Annotated in this window: 23 protein-coding genes; 18 read left to right on the plus strand and 5 right to left on the minus strand. The window is 69.2% G+C overall.

The annotated features are described in order from the left end of the window. The first annotated feature begins 224 nt into the window (after positions 1 to 224). Entirely contained in the window at positions 225 to 1,052 is an 828-nt protein-coding gene (locus ACH438_RS24025; protein ID WP_397008803.1) for a UbiA family prenyltransferase, read from the plus strand. 83 nt (positions 1,053 to 1,135) lie between these two features. Here ACH438_RS24025 and ACH438_RS24030 read toward each other — a convergent pair whose 3' ends face one another. Genes ACH438_RS24030 through ACH438_RS24045 form a run of 4 tightly spaced genes read right to left on the minus strand, consistent with a single transcriptional unit; the run spans position 1,136 to position 6,323 of the window. Continuing rightward, the gene (locus ACH438_RS24030) at positions 1,136 to 2,191 is read right to left on the minus strand and encodes a polyprenyl synthetase family protein (RefSeq protein WP_397008805.1); all 1,056 of its coding nucleotides are present in this window, start codon (positions 2,189 to 2,191) and stop codon (positions 1,136 to 1,138) included. A gap of 34 nt (positions 2,192 to 2,225) precedes the next feature. Continuing rightward, positions 2,226 to 3,842 (minus strand): AMP-binding protein, encoded by a 1,617-nt coding sequence (locus ACH438_RS24035; RefSeq protein WP_397008808.1) that lies wholly within the window; start codon positions 3,840 to 3,842, stop codon positions 2,226 to 2,228. After that, on the minus strand, positions 3,839 to 4,795 hold the full coding sequence (locus ACH438_RS24040; protein WP_397008810.1) for a UbiA family prenyltransferase: 957 nt from the start codon (positions 4,793 to 4,795) through the stop codon (positions 3,839 to 3,841). Before ACH438_RS24040 ends, ACH438_RS24035 begins: the two co-directional genes overlap by 4 nt. Further along, positions 4,785 to 6,323 carry an AMP-binding protein gene (locus ACH438_RS24045; protein WP_397008812.1) on the minus strand — a complete coding sequence of 513 codons (1,539 nt, stop codon included), beginning with the start codon at positions 6,321 to 6,323 and terminating at the stop codon, positions 4,785 to 4,787. Before ACH438_RS24045 ends, ACH438_RS24040 begins: the two co-directional genes overlap by 11 nt. Before the next feature lie 204 nt (positions 6,324 to 6,527). Here ACH438_RS24045 and ACH438_RS24050 point away from each other — a divergent pair, with 204 nt between their 5' ends. From ACH438_RS24050 to fni, 12 genes are all read left to right on the plus strand, one after another. Continuing rightward, positions 6,528 to 7,316 (plus strand): 2,3-dihydro-2,3-dihydroxybenzoate dehydrogenase, encoded by a 789-nt coding sequence (locus ACH438_RS24050; protein ID WP_397008814.1) that lies wholly within the window; start codon positions 6,528 to 6,530, stop codon positions 7,314 to 7,316. Between the two features lie 28 nt (positions 7,317 to 7,344). Next, positions 7,345 to 8,010, plus strand: coding sequence for an isochorismatase family protein (locus ACH438_RS24055; RefSeq protein ID WP_397008816.1), 666 nt, complete (start codon positions 7,345 to 7,347; stop codon positions 8,008 to 8,010). 1 nt (position 8,011) lies between these two features. Further along, positions 8,012 to 9,937, plus strand: a complete 1,926-nt coding sequence (locus tag ACH438_RS24060; RefSeq protein ID WP_397008818.1) for an anthranilate synthase family protein — start codon at positions 8,012 to 8,014, stop codon at positions 9,935 to 9,937. Continuing rightward, on the plus strand, positions 9,930 to 10,778 hold the full coding sequence (locus ACH438_RS24065; protein ID WP_397008820.1) for an SDR family NAD(P)-dependent oxidoreductase: 849 nt from the start codon (positions 9,930 to 9,932) through the stop codon (positions 10,776 to 10,778). Before ACH438_RS24060 ends, ACH438_RS24065 begins: the two co-directional genes overlap by 8 nt. A 127-nt stretch (positions 10,779 to 10,905) precedes the next feature. Next, on the plus strand, positions 10,906 to 11,787 hold the full coding sequence (locus ACH438_RS24070) for a DUF5995 family protein (RefSeq protein WP_397008822.1): 882 nt from the start codon (positions 10,906 to 10,908) through the stop codon (positions 11,785 to 11,787). 16 nt (positions 11,788 to 11,803) lie between these two features. Further along, positions 11,804 to 12,733 (plus strand): SGNH/GDSL hydrolase family protein, encoded by a 930-nt coding sequence (locus ACH438_RS24075; RefSeq protein ID WP_397008824.1) that lies wholly within the window; start codon positions 11,804 to 11,806, stop codon positions 12,731 to 12,733. A gap of 8 nt (positions 12,734 to 12,741) precedes the next feature. After that, positions 12,742 to 13,824, plus strand: a complete 1,083-nt coding sequence (locus ACH438_RS24080; RefSeq protein ID WP_397008826.1) for a hydroxymethylglutaryl-CoA reductase — start codon at positions 12,742 to 12,744, stop codon at positions 13,822 to 13,824. Between the two features lie 28 nt (positions 13,825 to 13,852). Beyond that, a complete protein-coding gene (locus tag ACH438_RS24085; protein WP_397009158.1) occupies positions 13,853 to 14,971 on the plus strand; it encodes a hydroxymethylglutaryl-CoA synthase in 1,119 nt (372 codons plus the stop codon). A 5-nt stretch (positions 14,972 to 14,976) separates the two neighbouring features. After that, positions 14,977 to 15,972, plus strand: coding sequence for a mevalonate kinase (mvk, locus tag ACH438_RS24090; RefSeq protein ID WP_397009160.1), 996 nt, complete (start codon positions 14,977 to 14,979; stop codon positions 15,970 to 15,972). Continuing rightward, positions 15,969 to 17,030, plus strand: a complete 1,062-nt coding sequence (mvaD, locus tag ACH438_RS24095) for a diphosphomevalonate decarboxylase (RefSeq protein ID WP_397008828.1) — start codon at positions 15,969 to 15,971, stop codon at positions 17,028 to 17,030. The genes mvk and mvaD overlap by 4 nt, the downstream gene beginning before the upstream one ends. Beyond that, the gene (locus tag ACH438_RS24100; RefSeq protein ID WP_397008830.1) at positions 17,017 to 18,138 is read left to right on the plus strand and encodes a phosphomevalonate kinase; all 1,122 of its coding nucleotides are present in this window, start codon (positions 17,017 to 17,019) and stop codon (positions 18,136 to 18,138) included. The genes mvaD and ACH438_RS24100 overlap by 14 nt, the downstream gene beginning before the upstream one ends. Beyond that, a complete protein-coding gene (fni, locus tag ACH438_RS24105; RefSeq protein ID WP_397008832.1) occupies positions 18,135 to 19,226 on the plus strand; it encodes a type 2 isopentenyl-diphosphate Delta-isomerase in 1,092 nt (363 codons plus the stop codon). The genes ACH438_RS24100 and fni overlap by 4 nt, the downstream gene beginning before the upstream one ends. Before the next feature lie 120 nt (positions 19,227 to 19,346). Here fni and ACH438_RS24110 read toward each other — a convergent pair whose 3' ends face one another. Continuing rightward, positions 19,347 to 19,820, minus strand: a complete 474-nt coding sequence (locus tag ACH438_RS24110; RefSeq protein WP_397008834.1) for a flavodoxin family protein — start codon at positions 19,818 to 19,820, stop codon at positions 19,347 to 19,349. Positions 19,821 to 20,196: 376 nt separating this feature from the next. On the opposite strand from ACH438_RS24110, the gene ACH438_RS24115 reads away from it, so the two are divergent. The 5 genes from ACH438_RS24115 (at position 20,197) to ACH438_RS24135 (ending at position 25,825) form a co-directional block, all read left to right on the plus strand. Next, entirely contained in the window at positions 20,197 to 21,318 is a 1,122-nt protein-coding gene (locus ACH438_RS24115) for a 3-deoxy-7-phosphoheptulonate synthase (protein WP_397008836.1), read from the plus strand. A 30-nt stretch (positions 21,319 to 21,348) separates the two neighbouring features. After that, entirely contained in the window at positions 21,349 to 23,445 is a 2,097-nt protein-coding gene (locus ACH438_RS24120; RefSeq protein WP_397008838.1) for an ATP-binding protein, read from the plus strand. Positions 23,446 to 23,522: 77 nt separating this feature from the next. Beyond that, the gene (fgd, locus tag ACH438_RS24125) at positions 23,523 to 24,536 is read left to right on the plus strand and encodes a glucose-6-phosphate dehydrogenase (coenzyme-F420) (protein ID WP_397009162.1); all 1,014 of its coding nucleotides are present in this window, start codon (positions 23,523 to 23,525) and stop codon (positions 24,534 to 24,536) included. A 58-nt stretch (positions 24,537 to 24,594) separates the two neighbouring features. Beyond that, entirely contained in the window at positions 24,595 to 25,536 is a 942-nt protein-coding gene (locus ACH438_RS24130) for a nitroreductase/quinone reductase family protein (protein ID WP_397008840.1), read from the plus strand. Between the two features lie 64 nt (positions 25,537 to 25,600). Then, entirely contained in the window at positions 25,601 to 25,825 is a 225-nt protein-coding gene (locus tag ACH438_RS24135) for a hypothetical protein (protein ID WP_397008842.1), read from the plus strand. Positions 25,826 to 25,844: the final 19 nt, after the last annotated feature.

Here is a 25,844-nt window from a genome sequence, read left to right on the forward strand (position 1 = left end):
GCGAAAGTAGCATTCCGGACCGCTATCGATACTCCTTTCAATACACTGGATCCACCTTTTCGGTCCGAGGGAGTACCGGTTCGGGGAATATCCGACAAATCGGCAACAGAATAGCGTTGTGCAACATGCAGATGGGTATCGCAGCAGTTGAATTTCCCGCCGATAAAAGAATTTCCATCGCCACTCATTACGTCAGGGACTTTCTGCAGGAATCCCGTATCTCGGTGCAGATCATCTTCCTGATCCGCTTCGCCACCGCGGCCGCGCTGGGCACTTCCGCGCTCGGCGGCCAGGTCTGGATCGCCGCGGTGGCATGGCTGCTCGCCACGCTCGCCGCCTATGTGTTCAACGGCGTCATGGACGTCACCGAGGATCGGGCGAACGGTTCGACCCGCCCGATCAGCCGCGGCGCCCTGCCCGTCCCGGTCGCGGCCGGCGGAGTCGTGGTGGCCGGTGCGCTGGCGCTGGCCATCGGCGGCATCGTCGATGCGGGCGGACTGCTGCCGGTACTCATCCTGGCCCATCTGGCCTGCGGTTACGCCTATTCCGGCGCGCCCTTCTACGGTAAGCGCCGCGGCAGTACGGCCGCGCTGCTGGTGCTGGGCATGGGCGTGCTCACCTATGCCGCCGGCTGGCAGGCCGCCGGTGAGCAGGGCGGGGTGCCGGTGCTGCTGCTCGGTATCGCCATGTCGCTGTGGATGGCCGGTGTCGGCGCGGTGTCGAAGGATCTCTCCGATGCCGAGGGTGACGCGGCCGGCGGCCGCAAGACCCCGGTGGTGATCTGGGGTGATCGCCGGGTGCGCATCCTTGTGAGCCTCAATGCGGTGCTCATCGCGGCCGGATATCTGGTTGCCGCAACGCTTTTCGCGCCGACCCTGGTGCCCTCCGCGATCGTGCTCGGCGCCGGTGCGGTGGCCGTGTGCGTACTGTCCGCGACCACTCGCGGCGCCACCACTCGCGGTGGCCGCCGGGCCCCGTACCGGGCCTTCATGGTCACCCAGTACGGCGTGCACGTCGCGGTGCTCGGCACTCTCCTGCTCGCCGGTCTGTAGTTCCGGCTCTCGATTCGGCTTTCGATTCTGCGGCACCGGGTGCCCCTCCGCGGAGGGGCACCCGGTGGCATTTCCGCGTGGATTCACTTGTCCCGGTACGCGACCGAGTGCGCCAGGGCGATGAGCTCGGCCTGCCAGCCGGGTTCCAGATCCGCCCCGGCGAGGGCGGTGCCACCCGCCACGACCAGGCCCGCAATGTGCTTCTCCACCTCGGCGGCCATCTCGGAGGCGAGCAGCGAGCGCTGCAACCCATCGGCTTCCGCCTCCGGCCGCTCCACCAGTTCCCGCACCGCGGGATCCCGCTCGATGGCCAGCGACAGCAGCAGGGTCATCTTGTGCCGTTCGAGGTCCAGCTGCGCGGGCTTGCCGAGAGTGTCGGTGTCGCCGAACATGTCGAGCAGGTCGTCGCGCAGCTGGAAGGCCTCGCCGACCGCCAGGCCGTAGGTCTCGAACGCCGCGGCCAGGTCGGGCCGGCCCGCCAGGATCGCGCCGATGAGCAGCGGGCGGTGGATCGTGTAGTTCCCGGACTTCAGCTGTGCGATGGTGCGTGAGAGTTTCGGATCACCGGCGAACCGGGCCGCCGCCACCACGTCCAGGTGCTGGCCGATCTGCAGTTCGGTGCGCATCTCGGTCCAGGCGGCGAGCACGGAGGGGCGTGCGCCTGCGGCCTCGGACAGGAAGGCGTCGGCGTAGCCGAGGGCGAGATCCCCGGCCAGGATGGCCACGCTCTCGCCGAATCGGTCCGCGTCACCGCGCCAGCCGTTGTCCCGATGCCGGGTCGCGTATTTCACGTGTGCGGCGGGGGCGCCGCGGCGAATCGCGGATTCGTCGAACACATCGTCGTGAATGAGCGCACTGGTGTGCAGCAACTCCACCGCCACCGCGGCCGCGATGATCGATTCGTCCTGCGGATCGCCGCCGGCCGCGAGAAATCCGCTGAGGCAGAATTCCGGCCGGATCCGTTTGCCGCCCGAGCGCATCAGCGCGGCAATCGTTTCGATGGTGGCGCCGGCCTCGCGGTCCAATGCGGACCAGCGGGCATGTTCCTGTTCCAGAAAGTCCAGCGCCGATTTCTCGACGCGGTGCATCATGTCATTGCGAATGTCGCGGAGCGAGTCTGTTCCGATTACCGATGTCATGTCTCGCATTACCTTTCGGGGAATCCGGGGGAGCTCAGGCGATCAGGCTGAGTTGGGCGCGCACGATCTTGCCGGTGGGATTCCGCGGAATCTCCGGCACGATGACCACATCGCGCGGCACCTTGTAGCGGGCCAGCTGGGATTTGACGTGCAGGCGGATCTCGTCGGCATCGAGTTCGGCGCCCGGCTGCGCCACCACGAACGCCCGCAAGCGCTGGCCGAAGTCCGGGTCGTCCACGCCGATCACCGCGGCGTCGGCGATATCGTCCCGGTCGACGAGCAGATTCTCCACCTCGACGGGGTAGACGTTCTCGCCGCCGGAGACGATCATGTCGTCGCTGCGGCCGTCGAGGAACAGCAGCCCGGAGTGATCGAAGTGGCCGACATCGCCGGTGGAGATCATGCCCGCGCGGCGGTCCTTGTCCCGGCCGTCGGTGTAGCCGCCGAAGCTCATGCCATTGGCGACGAAAATGATGCCGGGACTGCCGGGTTCGGTGACCTCGCGGCCGTCCGGATCGAACAGGGCCACCCGCACACCCACCGGCGGGCGCCCGACCGTGCCCGGCGCCCGGCGCAGTTCCTCCGGGGTGGCCACCGAGACGGCGGCGACCTCGGTGGCGCCGTAGTTGTTGTAGAGCACATCGCCGAACGCCGCGGCGGTGCGGGCGCTGAGGCCGGGCGAGATCGCCGAGCCGCCGCTGGCGATGATCCGCAGCGACGAGACATCGTACCGGGCAAGGATTTCCGGGCCTAGATCCAGCATCCGGGTCAGCATGGTGGGCACCACGATGAGGGTGTCGGCACGATGCCCGGCCACCGCGGCGAGCGTCGCCTCGGCGTCGAACTTGCCGCGGCCGAACACCACGGTCTTGCCCAGCGCCAGCGCGAGGGTGAACTGTCCCAGGCCGGTGGCGTGGAACAGGGGCGCGGCGATCATCATGACGCCGCCGGGGGTGAGCGGAACCCGGTCCAGCAGCTGCGCGGACTGCAGCGGCGAGATGCGCTTGCGCGCCGCGCCTTTCGGCGTGCCGGTGGTGCCGCTGGTGAGCAGCACCAGTCCGCCGGATTCGGCCGGCAGCGGCAGCGGGTCGGAGGTATTGGCGGCGATCAGATCGTCGACCAGGCGCGCCGCCCCGTTCGGGCGCGGGTCGTCGGCCCAGGTCCGGAAGCGCCGCACGCTGTCGGGGAGATCGGCTGCCGCGGTGGCGAACTCGTCGTCGTGGAACAAGACGGTTATGCCTTCGCGGGCGGCGACGTCGCGCAACTGCGGTCCGGCGAAACCGGTGTTCATGATGACCAGTCGCACCCCGAGCTTGCCGGTGGCGATCATGGTCGCCACCATGCCTCGATGGTCGCGGGCCAGCACGGCGGCCGTATCACCGGGGCCGATGCCGGCCGCGGCGAGCCCACGGGCCAGCGCGTTCGAGTCGCGCTCCAGCGCACCGAAAGTGACGCCGCCGCGGCGGTCGATGATGGCGGTGCGGTCCGGATCGTAGTGGGCCGTGTAGCTGATCATGGCGGGGAAGGGCCCGCAGCGGCCGGCGATCTTCGCCGAGCGCAGATCCGCTCCGAAGCGGCGCGGGTGGATGAATCCGCGCCGGACGAGCACGGCCAGCGAGCTGAGCACCGATGCGGTGCGCCGCAGGCTCATGACAGCACCAGCGCGAGCGCGAGACCCAGACCCAGGGCGTCGGTGCTGCGGAAGCCGAGCACGACCGCGCGCTGCACCTGATCCTGCACCAGCCCGGCACGAATCTGCTTGACCCGCAGCACGATCGCGGGCACCACGCAGATCACCAGCAGCGGGTTCAGCGAGCCGAAGAAGAACGGCGCCACCAGCAGTGCCAGGCTCACCACCGACAGCACCGCGATGAGCGCCCGGTAGATCGAGGGCGGGACGACGGCGGCGAGGGTGCGCCGGCCGGCCGCCAGATCGCCGACCCGGTCACCGAAGTTGGCGTACGACACCACCAGCAGCATGGAGACGCCGACCAGCGGGCCGATCAGGATGGAGTCGGCGGTCCAGTGCCGGGCGATGAGCCAGTAGGGTCCGAGCACCTCGGCCACATTGACGAGGAAGATCACGAACTCCAGCCCGCCGGGCCGGTAGCTGAACTGGTACAGCCAGGAGTACTGCACGGCGATGGCGACCACCGCGAACCAGATGGCCAGGAACGGCAGCGGCACATTGCCGCCGAGCGGAAGCAGCAGCGCCACACCGGATCCGAGCGCGATGAGCCCGGTGACGATGCCGAAGACGATGGCCTCGCGCTCACTGAGCCGGCCGGACAGCAGCGGCTTGTTGGACTTCGGGAGGTGACCGCCGTCGGCGTAGTTCTTGGCGTCGGAGCCGTCCCGGAAGCCGACGACATCGTCGGCGGCGCAGGTGGCGATCTTCATGGCGAACATGCCGACCAGCACCAGCAGCAGCGCGACGGCCATACCGGACCGGCTGATGCCCTCGTGCGCCAGCAGCAGCACGGCCAGCAGCCAGGCGTAGACGTGGTGGTAGACCCGCATCTTGCCGAGGCGGAAGTAGGCGGTGGCCTTGTCGCCCAGGCTGAGCCGGGCGGGGCGCACGAATGCGGAGGTTTCAGTGGTCATGGTGAATTCCTGTGATCTGCTGGGCGAGCGCGGAGCGGCGGATCTTGCCGGTCGCCGTGCGGGGGAAGGCGTCGTAGTCCAGGACGATCGGCGGGGCCATCGGCGGCAGGCCGGAAACCGCTGTCCGCCAGGCGTTCTGCTCGAAGGCCCGGTCGCGGACGGCGACCACCGGCTGGACGCGTCCGTCCTGTTCCAGCGCGATGGCTTCGAGCAGCCACGGCATGCGGGTCAGCAGCACGTCTTCCAGGGCGATGGCGCTCGGAATGGTGGTCATCCGCTCGATCTGGCGATCGATGAGGATGAGCCGGCCGAAGCGGGTCTTCCTGCCGTAATCGCCGGTGTCCCACCAGCCTTCGGCGTCGAGATTGGCGGCGGCCGCCTCGGGCCGGTTGATGTAGGTCTGGAACTGTCCCTCGGAGCGCACCTGGATCCGGCCGGGTGTGCCGGCGGGCACCGGGCGGCCGTCCGGTCCGACGATGCGGGCCTCCGAGTAGCCGGGCGCGGTCCATCCGGTGGAATGCCCGCCCAGGCCGAGACCCCAGCGGGAGCGCCGGCCGGTGAACCCCTTGAGATGCACCTTGGCCGAGATACCGCCCAGCTCGGACTGCCCGTACGCCTCGAAGAACGAGGCGAAGCGGTAGCGGCTGCCCGCGAGCAGCCGGCTCACGGTGCCGGGGTGGATGACGTCGAAGGTGCTCACGTAGTGGCGTACCGAGGCGAGAGTTCCATTGTCTGCCAGGTGTTCCCACTGCATGAGGGTGTTGGGGTGGGCCTCCAGATAGATCGGCTGCCAGCGCCGCACATAGCGCGCCACCGACTCGGCGGAGTGATCCGCCAGCACGATCAGCGGCACATTGCGGCGCAGCGCGCAGAGCAGGCCGGACACGGTGCGGAAGTGCACGGGTGACACGGCCACGGCGGCGTATCCGCGCAACCGGCCCAGGATGGCCGGCACCTCCTGCGCATAGCCCTGGTGATCGGCGGCTTTCCTGGTGTACTGCACCAGTTTCGGCACGCCGGTGGTCCCGGAGGTGTGGGTGACGACGTAGGGGGCCGAGCCCGGCATGGAGACCGCCGAGGTACGCCGCGGGGGCGTAACGGGCAGCCGGCCGGCGAGTTCGGCCCAGTCGTCGACCTGTGTGAGGGTCTGGACCTGTTCGCATTTGGCCAGGCGGTCGAAGGTGGTGACGATGCGGGTGATCGTCACGGGTTCCAGCATGCGGGCCAGGGTTTCGGCATCGAGGGCGGGACTGATCAGCACCGGGACGCCGCCGACCGCGCTGAGCGCGGCGATGACGATCATGATGTCCAGCGGGGCGTCCAGCCAGACCGCGCAGTAGTCGCCGGGCCGGATGCCGGTCTCCTCGAACAGCGTCGCGGCGCGCGCGGCGGCGTCGGCGATATCGGTGAGTTGCACGCGGTCGTCGACCACGGGGACCGCGGCCGAGCCGTGATCGCTGATCCAGGGCCGGGAATCCGGTGCGATCTCGATCAGCTGATCGTAGATGAGTTGATGATTACGAGTCATACCGTCAACCAATTTTCGTGTGGTTCCAACGCGTGGTTCGATCGTATGAATCGCCGGCCGCGAATTCGATGACAAGGTGCCCGGACGGCATTGACAACATCCTGTCCGGCAGCTTCCTGCTATATCCGCGCACAATCGGCCCGGGCTAACTTTCTCTCGACCAGGTGAATTCTCGGAATTTATGACGTAAGTGTGGTGATTCGAATGAGCGGACCGCAGCGAGGCACGGATTCGGAGGTGTCGCGGATCGCGCTGGTGACCGGTGCGGCCGGTGGGATCGGCCAGCGGATCGTGCACCGGCTGGCCGGACAGGGCACGACCGTCGTGGCGGTCGATCTGGCGGCCGACACCTCGAAGGACCTGCGATCGATCCCCGGCCGGGTGGCGATCGTGCAGGGTGACATCACCGACCCGGCGGATATCGAACGCATCGTCGCCGATACCGAACTCGACATCGGCCCGATCGACTATCTGGTCAACGCGGTCGGCATCCTGCGCGTCGGCGAGGTCGTCCAGCTGGCCCAGGCCGACTGGGACGAGATGTTCGCGGTCAATACGACCGGCGTGTTCCGGATGATTCGCGAGGTCGTGCCCCGCATGATCGCGCGCCGCCGCGGCGCCATCGTGACCGTTTCCTCCAATGCCGCCCGCACCCCGCGCGCGTCCATGTCGGCCTACTCGGCGTCCAAGGCGGCGGCGACCATGCTGGCCAAGTGCGCGGCGCTGGAGGTCGCGAAGTACGGCATCCGCTGCAATGTGGTCTCCCCGGGCTCGACCCGCACCGAGATGCTGCGGACCAGCTGGGAGCACGAGGACCGCGCCGAGGCCACCATCGCCGGCGTGCCCGAGCAGTTCCGGCTCGGCATTCCGCTGGGCCGCATCGCCGATCCCGACGACATTGTCGACGCCGTGGAATTCCTGCTGTCCGACCGGGCCCGGCACATCACGATGCAGGAGCTCACCGTGGACGGCGGCGCCACGCTCGGTAGTTGAGCGCCGAATTTCTACACACAGAGGAGTAATGATGTTCGGTGGAATTCCCGACGTCATTTCGTATGACATGCCCACCTCGGCGGAATTGCCGGAGAACGTCGTCGACTGGACCGTGGAACCGCATCGCGCGGTTCTGCTGATCCACGATATGCAGAATTATTTCCTGCGCCCGCTGCGGGCCGGCGGCTCACCCTATTCGGAATTGGTCGGCAATATCGCCCGGCTGCGCGCGGCCTGCCTGCGCGCGGGCGTGGCCGTCGCCTATACCGCGCAACCCGGCGGCATGACGCCCAGCGAGCGGGGTCTGCTCCGCGACCTGTGGGGGCCCGGCATGACCACCGACGAGACCGATCGCGCCGTCGTGGCCGAGCTGACCCCCGGGCCGGACGATCAGGTGTACACCAAGTGGCGCTACAGCGCCTTCCACGAATCCGGTCTGCTGGCACGACTCCGCGCCGACGGCCGCGACCAGATGATCGTCACCGGCGTGTACGCCCATGTCGGCGTGCTGGTCACGGCCACCGAGTCGTATTCGCGCGATATCGAGACCTTCCTGGCCGCCGATGCCATCGCCGACTTCTCCGCCGCCGATCACCGGCTGACCCTCGACTACGCGGCCGGACGGTGCGCCATGGTGCGTACCACCGCGGACCTGCTGGCCGACCTGACGGCCGGCGCCCGGGTGGGGATCTGACATGGGCGGCAAGGACATTCGCGGCAGAGATACCGGCGGTGGGCTGCTCCATCGCTTACTCAGCGGGCCGCGGCAGCCGTTCGCGCTGGTGCAGCGGTCCGGCGGCGAAATCGACGTACTGGCGGGCGAATTCGCCGAACTCGGCGAACTGAACCAGGTGACCGCGGCCGCCGAGCAGGCGGAGCTCCTGGTCCTGGTGCCGTATCGGCAGATCGCCGAACGCGGCTTCCCGTGCAACGACGATCACGCGCCGCTGCTGGCGATGTCGGTGCGCGAGCACGAGATCGCCGATGCGGACGTGGTGAGCGCGGCCCTCGCGCCGTTCGGTCCCGCGCAGATCGACACCGCCGGTTTCCGTTTCGACGTCTCCGACGCCGACTATCGCGCCATCGTCCGCGCGGTGATCGACGACGAGATCGGCACCGGCGCCGGATCGAACTTCGTGATCAGCCGCGCCCTGGTCGGCTCGTTCGGGGTCGACCCGCTGCGCACCGCGCTGGGTCTCTTCGACCGCCTGCTGCGCGGCGAACGCGGCGCCTACTGGACCTATGTCGTGTACACGGGCACGCGGATCTTCGTGGGCGCCAGCCCCGAAGCGCACGCGCAGCTGGAGCACGGGATCGTGTCGATGAACCCGATCAGCGGCACCTACCGCTATCCCGCGGACGGGCCGACCGTGCCCGGACTGCTGGCCTTCCTCGGCGATGCCAAGGAGAACGGCGAGCTGTTCATGGTCGTGGACGAGGAACTCAAGATGATGTCCGCGCTCTGCCCCGCGGGCGGCACGGTCACCGGGCCGTATCTGAAGGAGATGGCGCACCTGGCCCATACCGAGTACCTGCTGAGCGGCCGCACCGACGCCGGCGTCGCGGAAGTATTGCGCGCCACCATGTTCGCGCCGACGGTGGTCGGCTCGCCGCTGGAGAGCGCCACCGACGTGGTCGCGCGCTACGAGGCGGGCGGCCGCGGGTACTACAGCGGCGTCATCGCCTATATCGACCGGGATGCGCGCGGCGCGGCGCGGATGGATTCGGCGATTCTGATCCGCACCGCGGTGGTGGACGCCGACGGGACTGCTCGCATCGGCGTCGGCTCGACGCTGGTGCGGGATTCGGATCCGGTGGGGGAGATGCACGAAACCCGCGCCAAGGCAGCGGGTCTGCTGCACGGCCGGGTCGCGGCGCATCCGCCCGCCCTGGCCACGACCCCCGCCGTCACGGCCGCGCTGCGCAGCCGCAATGCGCTCGCCTCCGGTTTCTGGTTCGCCGAGGCCGGCTCCCGCCGGATCGGTTCGGCGGCGCGGGGCAGCGGTTCGATCCTGCTGATCGACGCCGCCGACAACTTCACCACCATGCTGGCCAGCATGCTGCGCTCGCTCGGATTCGCGCTCACCATCGCGCGATTCGACGAGGAGGTGGACTTCCGCGACCACGATCTGGTGCTGCTCGGCCCCGGGCCCGGTGATCCGCTCGCGCTCGGGGATCCGCGCATCACCGCCATGCGGGAGCGGCTGAAGACACTGCTGGCCACCGGCCTGCCGTTCGCGGCGGTCTGCCTGAGTCATCAGATCCTGTGCACCGCACTGGGTCTCGGCATCGATCGGCTGGAGCGGCCGAATCAGGGTGTGGCCCGGGAGATCACGCTGTTCGGCACCCGGGTGCGGGCGGGCTTCTACAACACCTTCGTGGCCCGCAGCGCCGTCGACGCGTTCGACTCCGTGGTCGGTCGGGTGGAGGTGAGCCGCGATCCGGTCACCGGGGAGGTGTACGCGCTGCGCGGCGAGCGGTTCGCCTCGGTGCAGTTCCACGCCGAATCGGTGCTGTCCCAGGACGGTCCGGCGGTGCTGGCCGCCATGGTCGGCCGGCTGCTCGAACTGCCGGGCCGGGCGCCCGCGCTCGCCGGGGAGGGAGTGAGCGCCCATGGCTAGGCGCGTCCTCCGGGCGGCCGCGCGGCTCGCGGATGTGCTGAACCAGCCGGCGCCGGTGCGGCACAAGGGAATCGACGAGCCCATATCGGGCAAGCGGATTCTCATCACCGGGGCGTCCTCGGGTATCGGCCGGGCCGCGGCGGTCGCCGCGGCCGCGGCCGGCGCGGAGGTCGTGCTGGTGGCGCGCCGCGAACCCGAACTGGCCCTGCTGCGCGACGAGATTCGCGCGGCCGGTGGCCGGGCGGTGCATCGCGCCTGCGATCTCACCGACGACGCCGAGATCGACGGCCTGCTGCGGTGGGTGGATGCGGAGGTCGGCGCGGTCGATGTGCTGGTCAACAATGCGGGCCGGTCCATCCGGCGCCCGGTGACCGAATCCTTCGACCGCATACACGATTTCCGCCGCACCATGAACATCAACTACTTCGGCCCGGTCCGGCTCACCATCGGATTGCTGCCCGCCATGCTGGAATCCGGCCGCGGTCACATCGTGAATGTCGGCACCTGGACCGTCCCCACCGGTACGTCGCCGCGCTTCTCGGCCTATCACAGTTCGAAGCTGGCGCTGAGCGGATTCGGCCGGTGCCTGGACGCCGAACTGTCCGGTCGCGGTGTGGCGGTGACCGAGGTGCACTACCCGCTGGTGCACACCGCGATGAGCTCGCCGACGCCCGAATACCGGCGTCTGCCCGGCCTCACGCCGGAGCAGGCCGCCGACTGGATTCTGACCGCCATCCGGCGGCGTCCGATCCAGGTGATTCCCCGTTATGTGCCGCTGCTGCAGGCGCTCCGGCTGACCGGTCCGCGCACGGTGGGCAGGCTGCTGCTGCGCTGGGGCTGACAAACAGCTGTCATGGAATTGTGTGCGTTGCCACACTTAGCCTTGTGAATATGCGATCGGTCGATCGCGGCAAATCCCAAGTGTTTTCCGAAAGGGCATCACAGTGATGCTACGCAATGGTCGATTCATGGTTGCGACAATGGCCTGCGCAGCGGTGCTCGGTTCCGGTTTCGCCGGCGTCGCCGCCACCGCCACCGCCGCCGTCCCGGTGCGCGCGGCGGCCTGCGGTACGCCGCTCAGCACCGGTGAGCTCGCGACGATCACGGACCTGTCCGATGTCGATACCGTGGCCGGCGGCGACGCCCTGCAGCGGGCCGACGAGTTCGCCGACCGCAATTGGAAGATCTCCGAAATCCTTGTGGCCCACGGTGATCGGCGCGGCCTGTTCGCGCTGATGGACGATGTCGCGGACCGGCAGACGGTGCTGCCGCTGCTGCACTCCGGCGCCGGCCTGGCCGATCCCGAACTGCAGGCGCAGTTCTACGACGGCAATTACGAGAGCTGGCTGCGCGCCCTGCACGCCGAGTTCACCGGTGCGCCCCTGCCCAGGCACTGGACGAAGTACTTCGACCTCGCCGCCACCTGCACGCAGTCCCCGGCCTACACGGCAATGGTCGGCTACAACGCGCATATGAGCGTCGATATCCCGCATTCGCTGGCGGCGGCCGGAATTCAGGGCAACGACCCGGATTACTTCCGCGTCCTGGATGCCATCGGCGCCAACAATTCCCTGATCGTCTCGCAGACCAAGGCCGCGTACAACGCGGATGTGGGCCCGCTGTGGCGCTTCTACTTCCTCGGTGAAGGCCTCGACCTGGTGACCGGCCCGGGTGTCGGTTCGGGTCAGTTGCTGCGCACAGTGCTCGCCGGCGTCAACGCGGCCAACCTGGCCAATGGTGTCGCCCTGCAGAATCCGGTCACCCACGACCTCACCTCGGCCGCCATCGACGCCCAGTGGTCGGTCGTCGACACCGCGCTCGCCACCCTCACCCAGATCCACGGCCTGTAGAGAGAGATTGCGAATCATGAAGGTTTCCAAGAAGTTCCGGGTGCTGGCCGCGGCCTCGGTGTGTGGCGCCGCCTCCCTGCTGGGCGCGGTCGCGCCGGCCTCCGCCGACGCGCCGGCGGACGGCAAGGCGTTCGTGGCCATCGGTGACTCGTATTCGACCAACGGCAATATCGTGTACTCGCTCGGCTTCGGCTACGGCGGCAACAAGAATTGCGAGCGGTCCGAGACCTCCTGGCCGAAACAGCTGGCGCACCAGCTGAATCTGGCCGACGACGATCTCGTCGACGTGGCCTGCCTGGGCGCCTCGCTGGCGACCCCGCCGCACTACACCGCCACCTACATGGCCAAGCAGGCCGCCGACGCCGGCGCCTTCGGCTCCCGGACCCGCCTGGTCACGATTCAGCTGGGCCAGAACGATGTCTGGAACTCCGGCAATCATCAGCGCGCTCTCGACGCCGAGGTCACCTGCCTGACCAACTTCATCCAGGGCTGCGGTCCGGACGCGGGCACCGACGGGCGGGCGCCCGACGCCCGCAATGTGAGCGGCGATCAGTACGTGAGCTGGATCAAGCCGGTCGTGGACTACGTCCGCTACTACGCGCCGCAGGCCAAGATCGTCTTCGTCGGCTACCCGACCGTCGCCGAGCGCGGTAACCCGCAGTGGTGCTGGGACAGCCCCGTCGGCCGCATGGTGCAGCCGCGGGCCGGCGCCATGACCACCTTCCTGGATCGCGTCGACGACGCCCAGCGCGAGGCCGCGGACACCCTGGGCGTGAACTTCTTCGACACCCGGGCCGCCACCGCGGGGCACGGCACATGCTCGCCGGATTCCTGGATCAATGGCTACTTCAACCCGGCCGGTGAGGTGCTCGGCATCCCGTTCCACCCGACCGTGCACGGCGACACCGTGACCGCCACCGGTATCAAGCAGCAGTTCGGATTGTGATGGCGCACATGACCGAGGACACCTTTCCCGCGGCCACCGTGCCCATGCGCTGGGTCGGGCCCGTCAAGATCTCCGGCAATGTCGCCGAGGGCCTGATCGAGGTGCCGCTGGCCACCTACGAGTCGCCGCTGTGGCCCTCGGTGGGCCGCGGCGCCAAGATCTCCACGCTGTGCGACCGCGGCATCGTGGCCACGCTGCTGGACGAGCGGATGACCAGATCGGTGCTGTTGGAGGCGGACGACGCGGGCACCGCGCTGGCCGCGGCCCGGCAGTTGCACGCCGAGCTGCCCCGGTTGCGCGGCATCGTCGCCGAATGCAGCCGGTTCGCGAATCTGATCGAACTGCATCACCAGATCGTCGGGAACCTGCTGTTCCTGCGCTTCGAGTTCACCACCGGCGACGCCTCCGGCCACAATATGGCGACCCTGGCCGCGGATGCCCTGCTCGGGTACATCATCGACGCGGTGCCCGGCGTGCGCTACGGCTCCATCTCCGGCAACTTCTGCACCGACAAGAAGGCCAGTGCGGTCAACGGGATCCTGGGCCGCGGCAAGAACGTGGTCACCGAGATCCTCATCCCGCGGGAGATCGTCGAGCAGCGGCTGCACACCACCGCCCACCGGGTGGCCGAGATCAATGTCCGCAAGAACCTGATCGGCACCACGCTGGCCGGCGGAATCCGTTCCGCCAACGCCCATTACGCGAACATGCTGCTGGGCGTCTACCTGGCGACCGGGCAGGACGCGGCGAACATCGTCGAGGGCTCGCAGGGCATCACCCACGCCGAGGACCGCGACGGCGATCTCTACTTCTCCTGCGCGCTGCCGAATCTCATCGTCGGCACCGTGGGCAACGGCAAGTCCCTCGACTTCGTCGAGGCGAATCTGACGCGCCTGGGGTGCCGCGAGACCCGCGAACCCGGGGGCAATGCGCGACGGCTCGCGGTCATCACCGCCGCCGCCGTGCTCTGCGGGGAATTGTCTCTGCTTGCGGCACAGACGAATCCCGGCGAACTGATGCGGACCCACCTCCGCTTCGAACGATCGGCAGAGAAGGACGGGGCCAGTGAACGAGCCCATCGGAATTCATGACATCGCCCTGGCCACCGGCCATTACGCCATGGACCTGGCCGAACTGGCCAGGCACACCGGCGCCGAGGTGAACAAGTACTACGTCGGCCTGGGCCAGACCGCCCAGACCGTCCCGGCGCCGGACGAGGACATCGTGACCATGGCGGCCGCGGCCGCCCGGCAGATCGTCGCCCGGCACGGCGCCGACGGCATCCGGACCATCCTGTTCGCCACCGAATCCGGTATCGACCAATCCAAGTCGGCCGCGGTGTACGTGCAGGATCTGATCGGCCTGTCGGCCGCGACCCGCGCGGTGGAACTCAAGCAGGCCTGCTACGGCGGCACCGCCGCACTGCAGCTGGCGGCGGGCATCGTGGCCCGCGACCCGCAGCAGCGCGTGCTCGTGATCGCCGCGGACATCGCCAAATACGATCTCGACTCGGCGGGCGAGGCCACCCAGGGCGGCGCCGCGGTGGCCATGCTGGTCGCGGCGAATCCGGCCCTGGCGGTCCTGGACGAGCCCTCCGGCCTGTACACCGCCAATGTGCAGGACTTCTGGCGGCCCAACTACCGCAGCACGCCGATGGTTGACGGGAAACTGTCCATCGGCGCCTACCTGGAGGCCGTCGAGCAGGCGTGGAAGGACTACGAGGGCCGCGGCGGCCGCGGTTTCGCCGAGTTCGCCGGCTTCTGCTACCACCAGCCTTTCACCAAGATGGCGTACAAGGCGCACACCAGGCTGCTGGAATTGAAGGGTGTCGAACCCACCGCCGCGCGCCTGTACGCGGACCTGTCCCGCACCGCCGTCTACAACCGCATGATCGGCAACAGCTACACCGCGTCGCTGTATGTCGCGTTGCTGTCGCTGCTCGACCACGCCGAGGATCTCACCGGCAGGCCGGTGGCGATGTTCAGCTACGGCTCGGGCGCGGTGGCCGAATTGTTCTCGCTGACACCGGTTCCCGGCTACCGCGACCAGCTGCGCACCGCGGGCAACCGGGCCGCCATCGCCGGGCGCGAGCCCATCTCGTACGAGAACTATCGTGCCGTCCGGGATTTCGCCCTGCCCGACGACGGCGCGGAGCTGACGGTGCCCGCCGTCACCGCGAGCCCGTACCGGCTCACGGCCGTCTCCGGTCACTCGAGAATCTACGGGGCGGACCGGTGACCCGCATGCTCGCCCGGCCGGGCGCCGAGACCACCGAGCTCGGCACCGGGCGGGCGAGCGCCAAGCTCATCCTGTTCGGCGAGCACGTGGTGCTCTACGGGCGGCCGGCCATCTCGTTGCCGGTGCCGTCGTTGCCGGTGACCGCCCGCGCCCGCCGGTGCGAGGGCCCGGTCGTGATCGAATCCGCCTCCCTGGACGTCGGCGGGCGGGCAACGGCGCCCGCCCGCTCGACCGGGACCGCGGTGCCCCGGCTGGCCGTGACGGCGGTGTGCGAGCACCTCGGGCGGCCGGACGACGGACTGTTCGTCACCGTCGACAGCGGCATTCCGGCCGGCCGCGGCTTCGGTTCCAGCGCCGCGAGTTCCGCCGCCATCATCGAGGCGGTGGCGGCGCTCGAGGGGCGAAAGCTCGACGGCGACACCATGTTCGAGCTGGTCCAGCGGGCGGAATCGCTCGCGCACGGCAAGGCCAGCGGCGTCGACGCGCGCACCGTGATCAGCGCGGGCGGGCCGCTGTGGTTCCGCGACGGCGCCGCCACCCCGCTGCCGGTGGCCGCCGGATCGGTGTTGCCGGTACTGCTGGTGGCCGACACCGGGGTGTACGGCAGCACCCGCGAGGCGGTGGCCACGGTGCGCGCCGCCCTCGAGGCGCTCGGCAAGTTCGGCGAGACGCTGCTGGAACGGGCCGGTGCGATCACCGCCGCCGCGGCCGTGGATCTGGCCACCGGCCGGTTCGCCGAGCTCGGGCCGAAAATGATCGCCGCCCATGCCATTCTGGCGCGGCTCGGCGTCAGCTGCCCCGAGATCGAGACGCTCATCGACGCGGCACTCGAGGCGGAAGCCTTGGGTGCCAAGCTTTCCGGTGGCGGATTGGGCGGTTGTGTGATCGCATTGGCGGCGGACCACGAGGCCGCGATACGGGTGCGCGACGCCCTGCTCGCGGCGGGCGCGGTGCGCTGCCACACCGTCGAGTTCCTTTCGGCCGGAGGGGGATCCGTATGAGCCGCGCAGTACCGGGGGAGGCGGGCAGCACCGCGACGGCCTACCCCAATATCGCGCTGATCAAATACTGGGGCAAGCGCGACGAGGCGCTGCACCTGCCGGTCACCAGCAGCCTGTCGCTGACCCTCGGCGTCTTCCCGACCGTGACCACGGTGACGGTCGACGACGAGCTGACCGCCGACCACGTCACTGTCGCGGGCACGCCCGCCGCTCCGGCCTTCGCCGGCAAGGTGATCCGCTTCCTGGACCTGGTCCGGGAGCTGGCGGGCGATCCGCGCCGCGCCCGGGTGGCCACCCGCAATACCGGGCCGACCGGGGCCGGGCTGGCCTCCTCGGCCTCCGGCTTCGCCGCCCTGGCGCTGGCGGCCGCGGACGCCTACGGCCTCGGCCTCGACCGCCGCGCGCTGTCACGGCTGGCCCGGCGGGGATCGGGCAGCGCCGCCCGCTCCCTCTACGGCGGCTTCGCCCAGTGGCATCGCGGCGAAGGCGACGGCGCGGCAGGCGATCTGAGCAGTTACGCGGAGCCGGTCGCGGCGCCGCTGCTGGATCCGGCCCTGGTCGTCGCCATGGTGGACGCCCGGGAGAAGGCGATCGCGAGCCGGGAGGCCATGCGCCGCACCGTCGAGACCTCGCCGTTCTATGAACCCTGGGTGCGGTCCAGCGCGGACGATCTGGTCGAGATGCACCGGGCCATCGCCGCGGGAGACCTTGCGGCCGTGGGTGAGATCGCCGAGCGCAATGCGCTGGGCATGCACGCCACCATGCTCGGCGCGCGTCCGGCCGTCCGCTACTTCGCGCCCGGTTCCATGCGTGTCCTGGATCGGGTGCTGGCGCTGCGCGCCGAGGGGATCGCCGCGTACGCGACCATGGACGCGGGCCCCAATGTCAAGGTCCTGTGCGATCGCCACGACAGTGCCGTCGTGGCCGCCGCCCTGACCGAAACCGGTGCGGCCCAGCGCGTTCTCGTCGCGAACCCGGGGCCGGGCGCCCGGCTCGGTGACCTCACGGTCCCGGCCGATACCGAATTCAGTGTGGTGAGCGGGCATGATCAGCGTTGAGGTGCCCGGAAAGCTCTATGTAGCAGGCGAATACGCGGTACTGGAGCCCGGTGGGGCGGCGGTGCTGGTGGCGGTGGACCGGTATCTCACGGTGGAGGTCACGCCCGGTGAGCGGGGGCCGGCGGCCCGGCGGTCGGTGACGACCGCCCGGACCGGCCCCCGGCCGGTCGAATTGGGCCGTAGCGGTACGAAATCCATTGTCGTGGAGGAGAACCTGGGCACCGCCGCGGCCTTGCGGCACGTGCTCACCGCTGTCGAGCTGGTCGAGCGGTACGCCCGCGAACAGGGCTACGAGGTACTCGGATTCCACCTCGACATCCGTTCGGCGCTCGACGATGCCGGGACCGGCCGGAAGTTCGGGCTCGGGTCGTCCGGGGCCGTGACCGTCGGAGTCGTGCGCGCGCTCGCCCGGGCGTACGACTTCGAACTCCCCGGCGACGCACTGCTGCGGCTGGCGCTGCTGACCGCCTTCACGGTCGATCCCCGCTGCTCGGGCGGGGATGTGGCGGCCTCCATGATCGGCGGCTGGGTCGCCTACCGCGCACCCGACCGGGACCGGCTGGCACGGGAATTCGCGTTGCCCGGCGCCCGGATCAGCCCGCTGGTGGACCGGCCGTGGCCGGGGATGTCGGCGCGCCGGGTGCCCGCGCCGCAGGGTGTGCGGCTGGCGGTCGGCTGGTCGGGGACTCCGGCCGTGTCCAGCGGTCTCGTCGAACTGCTGCGTCGCGGCGTGGCCGGCGACACCAACGCTTACGCGCGTTTCGTGGCCGCCAGCAATACCTGCGTCGCAACCCTGGTGTCCGCCTTGGAATCCGGGGACGACGCCTCCGTGGTGACTGCGGTGGCCGCGGCCGGGGCGCTGCTGCGCGCGGTGAGCGCGCTGGCCGGCGTGGTGGTGGAGACCGCGGAACTGGCCACGCTGCGCCGGTCCGCCGAGGCGCTGGGCGCGGTCGCCAAGAGCTCCGGCGCCGGCGGCGGCGACTGCGGGATCGCGCTGGTCGTCCCCGCGATGGCCGGGCAACTCCGGCAGCGGTGGCGGGACACCGGCATCGTGCCGCTCGAACTACAGGTGCACCAACCGTTTTCAGCGAAAGGACAGTACCGGTGACAACCGTGTCGGAGATCTACGGCAGCCGCAAGGACGACCATGTGCGGCTCGCGGTGGAACAGCATCACGTGCGCCGCGCCGCGCAAGAGGCGAACCAGTTCGACGAGGTGCGCTTCGTCCACCACGCCCTGGCCGGCATCGCCGAATCGGACGTCTCGCTCACCACCGAGGTCGCCGGGAAGCGGTGGGCCGCACCGCTGTACATCAATGCCATGACCGGCGGCAGCGCCCGCACCGGTGAGGTGAACCGGGGCCTGGCCATCGCCGCCCGGGAGGCCGGGGTGCCCATCGCCTCCGGATCCATGAGCGCCTACCTGGCCGACGCCGCGGTGGCGCCCACGTATCGGGTACTGCGCGAGGAGAATCCGGGCGGTTTCGTCATCGCCAATGTGAACGCCAATGCCACCCCGGACATGGCCAAGCGCGCGGTGGACCTGATCGAGGCCGACGCCCTGCAGATCCACATCAACACCATCCAGGAAATCGTCATGCCGGAAGGGGATCGGGACTTCACGGCCTGGCCGCGGCAGATCTCCGCGCTGGTCGAGGCCATCGACGTGCCGGTGATCGTGAAGGAGGTCGGCTTCGGCATGACCCGCCCGGCCGTCACCCGCCTCGCCGACCTCGGCGTGACGACGGTCGACGTCTCGGGCCGCGGCGGCACCAACTTCGCCACCATCGAGAATGCCCGCCGCCCGCACGAGGATTTCGCCTACCTCGGCGACTGGGGACAGTCCGCCCCCGCCTGCCTGCTGGACGCCGCCGCGGTCGCGCACCGCCGCCAGGTGACCCTGCTGGCCTCCGGCGGCGTGCGGCATCCCCTGGACGTGGTCCGCGCACTCGCCTTGGGCGCCAAGGCGGTCGGCGCCTCGGGCCACTTCCTGTCCGTGCTGGAAGGCGAGGGCGTGGACGCCCTGGTATCGACGCTCATCGCCTGGCTGACCCAGATCCGCCAGCTCATGGTGGTCCTCGGCGCCCCGACGGTGGGCGCCCTCGCCGGCACCGATGTCCTGCTGGGCGGGCAGCTCGGTGAGTTCTGCCGGTTGCGCGGCATCGACGCGGGCGAATACGCCCGCCGCGCACTCTGATTCGGTGCTCTTTTCAATAACAACAAAAAACAGCGGAGGGGCGGCCGAATGGCCGCCCCTCCGCTGTTATCTGTTTATCTGTGCCCGCCGCACCGGCGCCGTTGCAGGCCGCGGACTCCGTCAGGACCGAATGCCGATGCGGGTGCGCAGTCCCTCGGCGAAGGCCTGCGCCGTCAGCAGGTCGTCCGCGTCGGGGTGGCCCTTCTGCAGACCGCCGACGAGCTTGAACGGCGCGAAAGTGTCGAACCCACGCGTGGTGAAGGTATCGACCACCTCGAAGCCCTTCTGCTCCAGCGGCTTCGCCAGCAGGTTCGTGTAGGGCTTCGCCGGCTTCTCGGGGAATCCGCTGGTGGCGAACACGAATGCCTTGGTAGCCCGCACCTGCGGGAGGGCCTCGACGAACTCGCGCAGCTCCTTGTGGAACTTGCCGAGGAAGATCCCGGAGCCGAAGCCCACCAGGTCGTACCCGGTGAGTTCGGCCGGCGAGATCTGCCCGGGTGCGACGACGCGGGCCTGCAGGACCTGACCGATGACGTCGGCGACCTTCCTGGTGTTGCCATGCGACACCGAAGTACACACGATGATGGTCTTCATTGACGATGCTCCTTTCCCATGGGTGATGCCGCCAGCCTATCGGCGCCGCCGGCGGCTGAATATTCTCCGAACGGGGTAAGCGGGAGTATCCGAATGCGTCTTTAGTAGCATTCGCGCCGGTCCGCCATCGTGGGACGATAGTGCATCGAAGGCCACGGAATTGTGTGCCGATCGTGGCTCGATAATTTCACCGAATTCGTCGTATTGTGATCGGGGTCACACTTGACTCGGTATTCCGCGGAGTGTCACGCTATTCGAGCGGCACCGCTGTGCTCGCATTCGAAATTCCCCCTCGCGTAAATAGCGCGCCGTATTCCCGACCCAGCTGTTCCGCGCATATTCCGCGTATTCTCTCACCGATATCCAGGGTTATCGAATGAATACTGATATCGCGCTGGCTCCCGCACGCTCCGATCTGGACGATCGGCGCACGCTGGGCATCAGCCCGTTGCTCTCACCCGCCGATGTGCGCCTGGCGCATCCGATCGACGACACCCTTGCCGCCATCGTCCGGGCCGGCCGCCGCGCCACCGTGGAGACGCTCACCGGACTCGACGATCGCCTGCTGGTGATCGTCGGCCCCTGCTCGGTCCACGACCCCGCCGCCGCCATGGATTACGCGCGCCGCCTGGCCTCGCACGCCGCCGATCTGGCCGATCAGCTGCACGTGGTCATGCGCGTCTACTTCGAGAAGCCGCGCACCACACTGGGCTGGAAGGGGCTGGTCAACGACCCGCACCTGGACGGCACCTTCGACATCAACACCGGTCTGCGCCAGGCCCGCCGGCTGCTGGTCGACATCACCGCGCTCGGCCTGCCGGTCGCCTGCGAATTCCTCGACCCGATCACCCCGCAGTACATCGCGGATCTGGTGTCCTACGGCGCAATCGGCGCCCGCACCGCCGCCAGTCAGGTGCACCGGCAGCTGGCCAGCGCGCTGTCCATGCCGGTCGGCATCAAGAACGGCACCGACGGCGACGTGCAGGTGGCCGTGGACGGCGTGCGCGCCGCCGGCGCCAGCCACGTCTTCCCCGGCACCGATCTGGACGGCCGCTCGGCGCTCATCCGCACCACCGGCAATGCCGACTGCCACGTGATCCTGCGCGGCGGCAGCACCGGGCCCAACTACGACGCCGACTCCGTTGCCGAGGCCTGCCTGCGGCTGGAGAAGGCGACGCTGCCGCAGCGGGTGGTGGTGGACGCCAGCCACGGCAACAGCGGCAAGGACCACGAACGCCAGGTCGATGTCGTCACCGATCTCGCCGCCCGGATCGCGGCGGGGGACCGCAGCGTGGTCGGGGTCATGCTGGAGAGCTTCCTGCTCCCCGGCCGGCAGGATCTCACCCTCGGCGCCGCCGCCGATCTGGTGTACGGGCAGTCCATCACCGACGCCTGCCTGAGCTGGTCGGTCACCGCGAAACAACTCGACCGCCTCGCCACCGCGGTCGCCACCCGTCGCCGCACTGTTCCCGGAAGCACCGAAAGGGTTCCGGCGTAACCGAATCCGGCCGCCCGCAAGGAGGACAAGGTGACCCGTAGTACTGGTCTGCAGTGGCCGAGCGCAGGTGTCGACCCGATTACCGACGATGAAGCGGAGTTCGACAGCCTCCGCCTCCCCGCTCTCGTCGGTCGTGACAAAGAGGTCACCGAAATCCGCTGTCTCATCGACGATCCGCGGGTCCGCCTGCTCACCCTGACCGGGCCGGCCGGGGTGGGCAAGAGCCGGCTCGCGCAGGAGGCGCTGGCGTCCGGCGCCCACTCCGGCGGCGAGATCATCGTGGATCTCGCCGAGGCGGGCACCCGCGCGGAGGCCTGGCACACCGTGCTCGCCGCCGCCGGTTGCCCCGCCGAAACCGGCGGCGGCACCGCGGAATCCGCGCTCGAGCGGCTGACCGACCGGGTCGGCGACTCCCGGACCGTGCTGCTGCTGGACAACTGCGATCGGGTGACGGGACTGATCACCCACGATCTCGGCCGGCTGTTGCGTGGCTGCCCGGATCTGGTGGTGGTGGCCGCCACCCGGGTGCTGTTCAATCTGCAACGCGAGTACGTGGTCTGCGTCCGCCCGCTGCGCACCCGGCCCGACGCGGGACCCTACCGCCCGGCCTCGTCCCCGGCGGCGCGGCTGCTGCTGGCGGGCATCGACAGCAGCTACCGGAGCTCGGCCGCGAATCGGCTGGTGCTGGACGAGATCGCGCGCGAACTCGACGGCGTGCCACTGGCACTGGAACTCGCGGCCATCACCGTCAACCGCATCGGACCGGTGCGGACCCTGCAGCTGATCCGGTCCGGTGCGGGCCTGGCGCCGCTGCCCTACGTCGATGTGCCCGCGCGGCACCGTTCCCTGTCCGAGGCGGTCGCCTGGGGCATGGAACGGCTCGACGAACCCATCGTCGATGTGCTGCTGCATCTTTCACTGTGCGAATCGGCGGTGGATCCGGACACCGTCGCGCTCATGGTGGACATGGCGGAGACGTTCATCGGCGGCACCCTGACCACCCTCATCGGCCACAGCCTGCTCCAGCGCACCGTCAACGACGCCGGTCACCCGAGCTATGAGCTGATCGCCACCGTCCGCGACTACTGCCGCCGCCTGCTCGACGCCGACCGCGCCCGCGGCGACCGCATCCGCCGCACGCACGCCGACCGCTGCTGTGAACTGGCACAGCGCATTACCCGCGAACTGGATCGGCCGGATCAGCGCGCGGGCGCGCTGATCGTGGCCGAGCAGCGGATCGACGACTTCCTGGCCACCGCCGGGCGACTGCTGGAATTGGGGCAGCCGGGACGCGCGGTCGAGTTGGCCGCGCTGCTCGAGGACATCTGGGTGCAGTTCGGCTACCTGCCCGAACTCGAAGCGCTGCTGGGCCAGTTCGCGAACGAGCCCGCGGACCGGCCCGGCGGCGCACCGGATCCGGCCCTGCCGGCGGCCCTCGAACTGCTCGGCCGCTGGGCGCGGCGCACCGGCCGATCCCGCAGGGCGGCAGGCCTTTTCACCCGCGCGGCCGAGGCCCATCGGCGACTCGGCGACGCGGCCGCCGCCGGTCGGGCCACCGGCCTCGCGGCGCCCGAGCCCGCCACCCGGCACACACTGGAGACCTACCGCGAGGCACTGCGAAATCCGCTGCGCGGCAGCCATATTCTCGACACCCTCGCGGCCGTCGAGGGTTGTGCGCTGGTCTATCGCGCGGCCGGCCCGGAGTTCGCCGAGCAGGCGGCCCTGCTGTTCGGCGGCGTGAACCACCTGCGCACCGTCTACGCACTCCCGCTGCCCGAGGACATCGACGGCGATGCGGCGCGGGTCGCGCATCTGATCCGCCCGGAAAGCGCCCGCACCCTCCGCGATATCGCCGCCGCCGCATTGTCCGGGCCCGATATCACCGTCCAGGCGCATTCGCCGCTGGACGTGCTCACCGATCGGCAGCGGGAGATCGCCTTCCTGGTCGCCGACGGGCTCACCAATCGCATGATCGCCAGCCAGCTCGGCATTGCCGAATGGACCGTCATCAATCATCTCCGGCAGGTGATGGCGAAACTCAACTGCCCGTCCCGCCTGCATGTCGCACTGGTGGTGAAAGGCGAGCCGGAAACCGCCGAATATTCCGTCGTCGCACCGCTCACCTGACAAATGCTTGCTATTTCATCGCCGTAAATCGTCTATAGGCTTTTTCATAAGTCATCGAGAAAGAATTCAGGGGAAAAATCGTGACAGAACTTCGACTGGGCTACAAGGCTTCGGCGGAGCAGTTCGCGCCGCGCGAACTCGTCGAGCTCACGGTAGCGGCCGAGGAGCACGGCCTCGACAGCGCCATGATCAGCGATCACTTCCAGCCCTGGCGGTACAACGGCGGTCACGCGCCCTTCTCACTGGCTTGGCTGGCGGCGGCCGGTGAGCGCACCCGCCGCATCCAGATCGGCACCTCGGTGCTCACCCCGACCTTCCGATACAACCCGGCCGTCATCGCCCAGGCGTTCGCGACCCTGGCCTGTCTCTACCCGGATCGGGTGATGCTGGGTGTCGGATCGGGTGAGGCGCTCAACGAGATCGCCACCGGATTCACCGGCGAATGGCCGGAATTCAAGGAGCGCTACGCCCGGCTGCGCGAATCCGTGGAGTTGATGCGGGCGCTGTGGACCGGTAAGCGCACCGATTTCGAGGGGCAGTACTACAAGACCGTCGGCGCCTCCATCTACGACGTGCCGGAGAACGGCGTCCCGGTGTACATCGCGGCGGGCGGTCCCCTGGTCGCCCGCTACGCGGGCCGGGTCGGCGACGGTTTCATCTGCACCTCCGGCAAGGGCATGGATCTCTACACCGAGAAGCTCATGCCGGCCGTCATCGAGGGCGCGGAGAAGGCGGGCCGCAGCGTCGCGGACGTGGACACCATGATCGAGATCAAGCTCTCCTACGACACCGATCCCGCACTGGCGCTGGAGAACACCCGCTTCTGGGCGCCGCTCTCGCTGACGCCGGAACAGAAGCACTCCATCTCCGATCCGATCGAGATGGAGGCCGCCGCCGACGCGCTGCCGATCGAGCAGATCGCCAGGCGCTGGATCGTCGGCACCGATCCGGACGAGGTGGTCTCGCACATCGAGCCCTATATCCGGGCCGGCATGCGGCACTTGGTCTTCCACGCCCCGGGCCACGATCAGGCGCGTTTCCTCGACCTCTTCGCCCGGGATCTCGCACCCCGGCTGCGCAAGCTCGGCTGAGTCTCCGCTCATTCCACCGATACCGCTCGAATTTCATTTGAACCGATAAGGATTCACCATGCAGACACTCCGGGTGGAGCGCATCATCGGCGCCCCGATCGACACCGTGTACGAATGGTTCGCCGATTCCGGCAATTACACCGCGTCGCCCTTCCTCCTGCGCAACGAATTGGTCGAGCCGGGCGCCGACGCCCCGTACGGCGTCGGGGCGGTCCGCAAGATGTCCTGGCTGTTCGGCAGTTACACCGAACGGATCACCGCCAACGAGGCCCCCCGCAAGTTCGGCTGGGTGATCGAGAGCGGTGTGCCGGCCATCCGCCACCAGGGCGCCGAGCTGACCTTCTCCAAGGTGCCCGGCGGCACCCGCGTGGTGTGGACCACCAACGCGCAGGCCGCGATTCCGTTCGCCGCCGACTTCGTCACCCGCCACCTCGCCTTCCGGGTGCTGGGCGTCGCGTTCCGCAATGTGCTGCGCATCGCCGATGTCGCCATCACCTCACCGCGCAAGGGCAAGGGCAAGGTCCGCACCGGGCGCTCCGCCAAGCTGCGCAACTACCTGTTCGACCAGGTGCTCAAGCTGATCCGCAATATCCACCACGTCATCCTCGACGTGAGCGGCGGCAAGTGGGGCAACCGCCAGTTCGGCATGGCCGCCATCGAATTGCACGTCATCGGCCGCAAGTCCGGCGCCAAGCGCAGCGTGGTGCTGTGGGTGCCGCTCATGGAGCCGGACCGGGTGATCCTGGTGGCCTCCAAGGAGGGCGACGACCGCGATCCGGAGTGGTACAAGAACCTGCTGGCCACCCCGGAGATCGAACTCACCATCGACGGCGTCACCGAGCCCTGGGTGGGCCGCAAGGCCAGTGCCGAGGAGAAGGCCGTGCTGTGGCCGCGAATCGTCAAGGCGTACCACGGTTTCGCCGTCTACCAGACGCGCACCGACCGCGACATCCCCGTCGTCATCTGCGAGCGGCCCGCCAGCGCAGCCAAAGCTGTCTGAGCCAGGCTCGGCCGTCCGATCCACCACGAGTATCGATCGAGAGGTTCCAGTGATGAAATCCCCTATGCCGCTTCGCATCGCCCTGGCCGTCGCCGCGGGCGCAGTGGTCACGACCGCCGCGGCTGCCGCGGTCTCCGCCGCACCGTCGACCCCTGTCGCCCCGGAAAATGTTGCGGTGGCGCCCATTTCGGATCCATCGCCGAGCACCGATCCGGCGCCTACCACCACCACGAAGCCGGCGCCGCCGACGCTGTCGGACCCCGGTTTCGATCCCAAGGCCGGGTACTGATTCCGGACAGATCAATAGC

The organism is Nocardia sp. NPDC020380, from assembly GCF_044386975.1.
In the GTDB taxonomy this organism is placed as follows: Bacteria; Actinomycetota; Actinomycetes; order Mycobacteriales; family Mycobacteriaceae; genus Nocardia.

Coding starts and splice junctions, on each gene's coding strand:
- ACH438_RS24035 (WP_397008808.1), bottom strand. CDS start 3,842: ATGAGCCTGCGGCGCACCGCATCGGTGCTCAGCTCGCTGGCCGTGCTC.
- ACH438_RS24045 (WP_397008812.1), bottom strand. CDS start 6,323: ATGACTCGTAATCATCAACTCATCTACGATCAGCTGATCGAGATCGCA.
- mvaD (WP_397008828.1), top strand. CDS start 15,969: ATGAGCCGCGCAGTACCGGGGGAGGCGGGCAGCACCGCGACGGCCTAC.
- ACH438_RS24060 (WP_397008818.1), top strand. CDS start 8,012: ATGGGCGGCAAGGACATTCGCGGCAGAGATACCGGCGGTGGGCTGCTC.
- ACH438_RS24055 (WP_397008816.1), top strand. CDS start 7,345: ATGATGTTCGGTGGAATTCCCGACGTCATTTCGTATGACATGCCCACC.
- ACH438_RS24070 (WP_397008822.1), top strand. CDS start 10,906: ATGGTTGCGACAATGGCCTGCGCAGCGGTGCTCGGTTCCGGTTTCGCC.
- ACH438_RS24050 (WP_397008814.1), top strand. CDS start 6,528: ATGAGCGGACCGCAGCGAGGCACGGATTCGGAGGTGTCGCGGATCGCG.
- ACH438_RS24065 (WP_397008820.1), top strand. CDS start 9,930: ATGGCTAGGCGCGTCCTCCGGGCGGCCGCGCGGCTCGCGGATGTGCTG.
- ACH438_RS24040 (WP_397008810.1), bottom strand. CDS start 4,795: ATGACCACTGAAACCTCCGCATTCGTGCGCCCCGCCCGGCTCAGCCTG.
- ACH438_RS24130 (WP_397008840.1), top strand. CDS start 24,595: ATGCAGACACTCCGGGTGGAGCGCATCATCGGCGCCCCGATCGACACC.
- mvk (WP_397009160.1), top strand. CDS start 14,977: ATGCTCGCCCGGCCGGGCGCCGAGACCACCGAGCTCGGCACCGGGCGG.
- ACH438_RS24135 (WP_397008842.1), top strand. CDS start 25,601: ATGCCGCTTCGCATCGCCCTGGCCGTCGCCGCGGGCGCAGTGGTCACG.
- ACH438_RS24115 (WP_397008836.1), top strand. CDS start 20,197: ATGAATACTGATATCGCGCTGGCTCCCGCACGCTCCGATCTGGACGAT.
- ACH438_RS24110 (WP_397008834.1), bottom strand. CDS start 19,820: ATGAAGACCATCATCGTGTGTACTTCGGTGTCGCATGGCAACACCAGG.
- ACH438_RS24080 (WP_397008826.1), top strand. CDS start 12,742: ATGACCGAGGACACCTTTCCCGCGGCCACCGTGCCCATGCGCTGGGTC.
- ACH438_RS24030 (WP_397008805.1), bottom strand. CDS start 2,191: ATGACATCGGTAATCGGAACAGACTCGCTCCGCGACATTCGCAATGAC.
- ACH438_RS24085 (WP_397009158.1), top strand. CDS start 13,853: ATGGACCTGGCCGAACTGGCCAGGCACACCGGCGCCGAGGTGAACAAG.
- ACH438_RS24075 (WP_397008824.1), top strand. CDS start 11,804: ATGAAGGTTTCCAAGAAGTTCCGGGTGCTGGCCGCGGCCTCGGTGTGT.
- ACH438_RS24100 (WP_397008830.1), top strand. CDS start 17,017: ATGATCAGCGTTGAGGTGCCCGGAAAGCTCTATGTAGCAGGCGAATAC.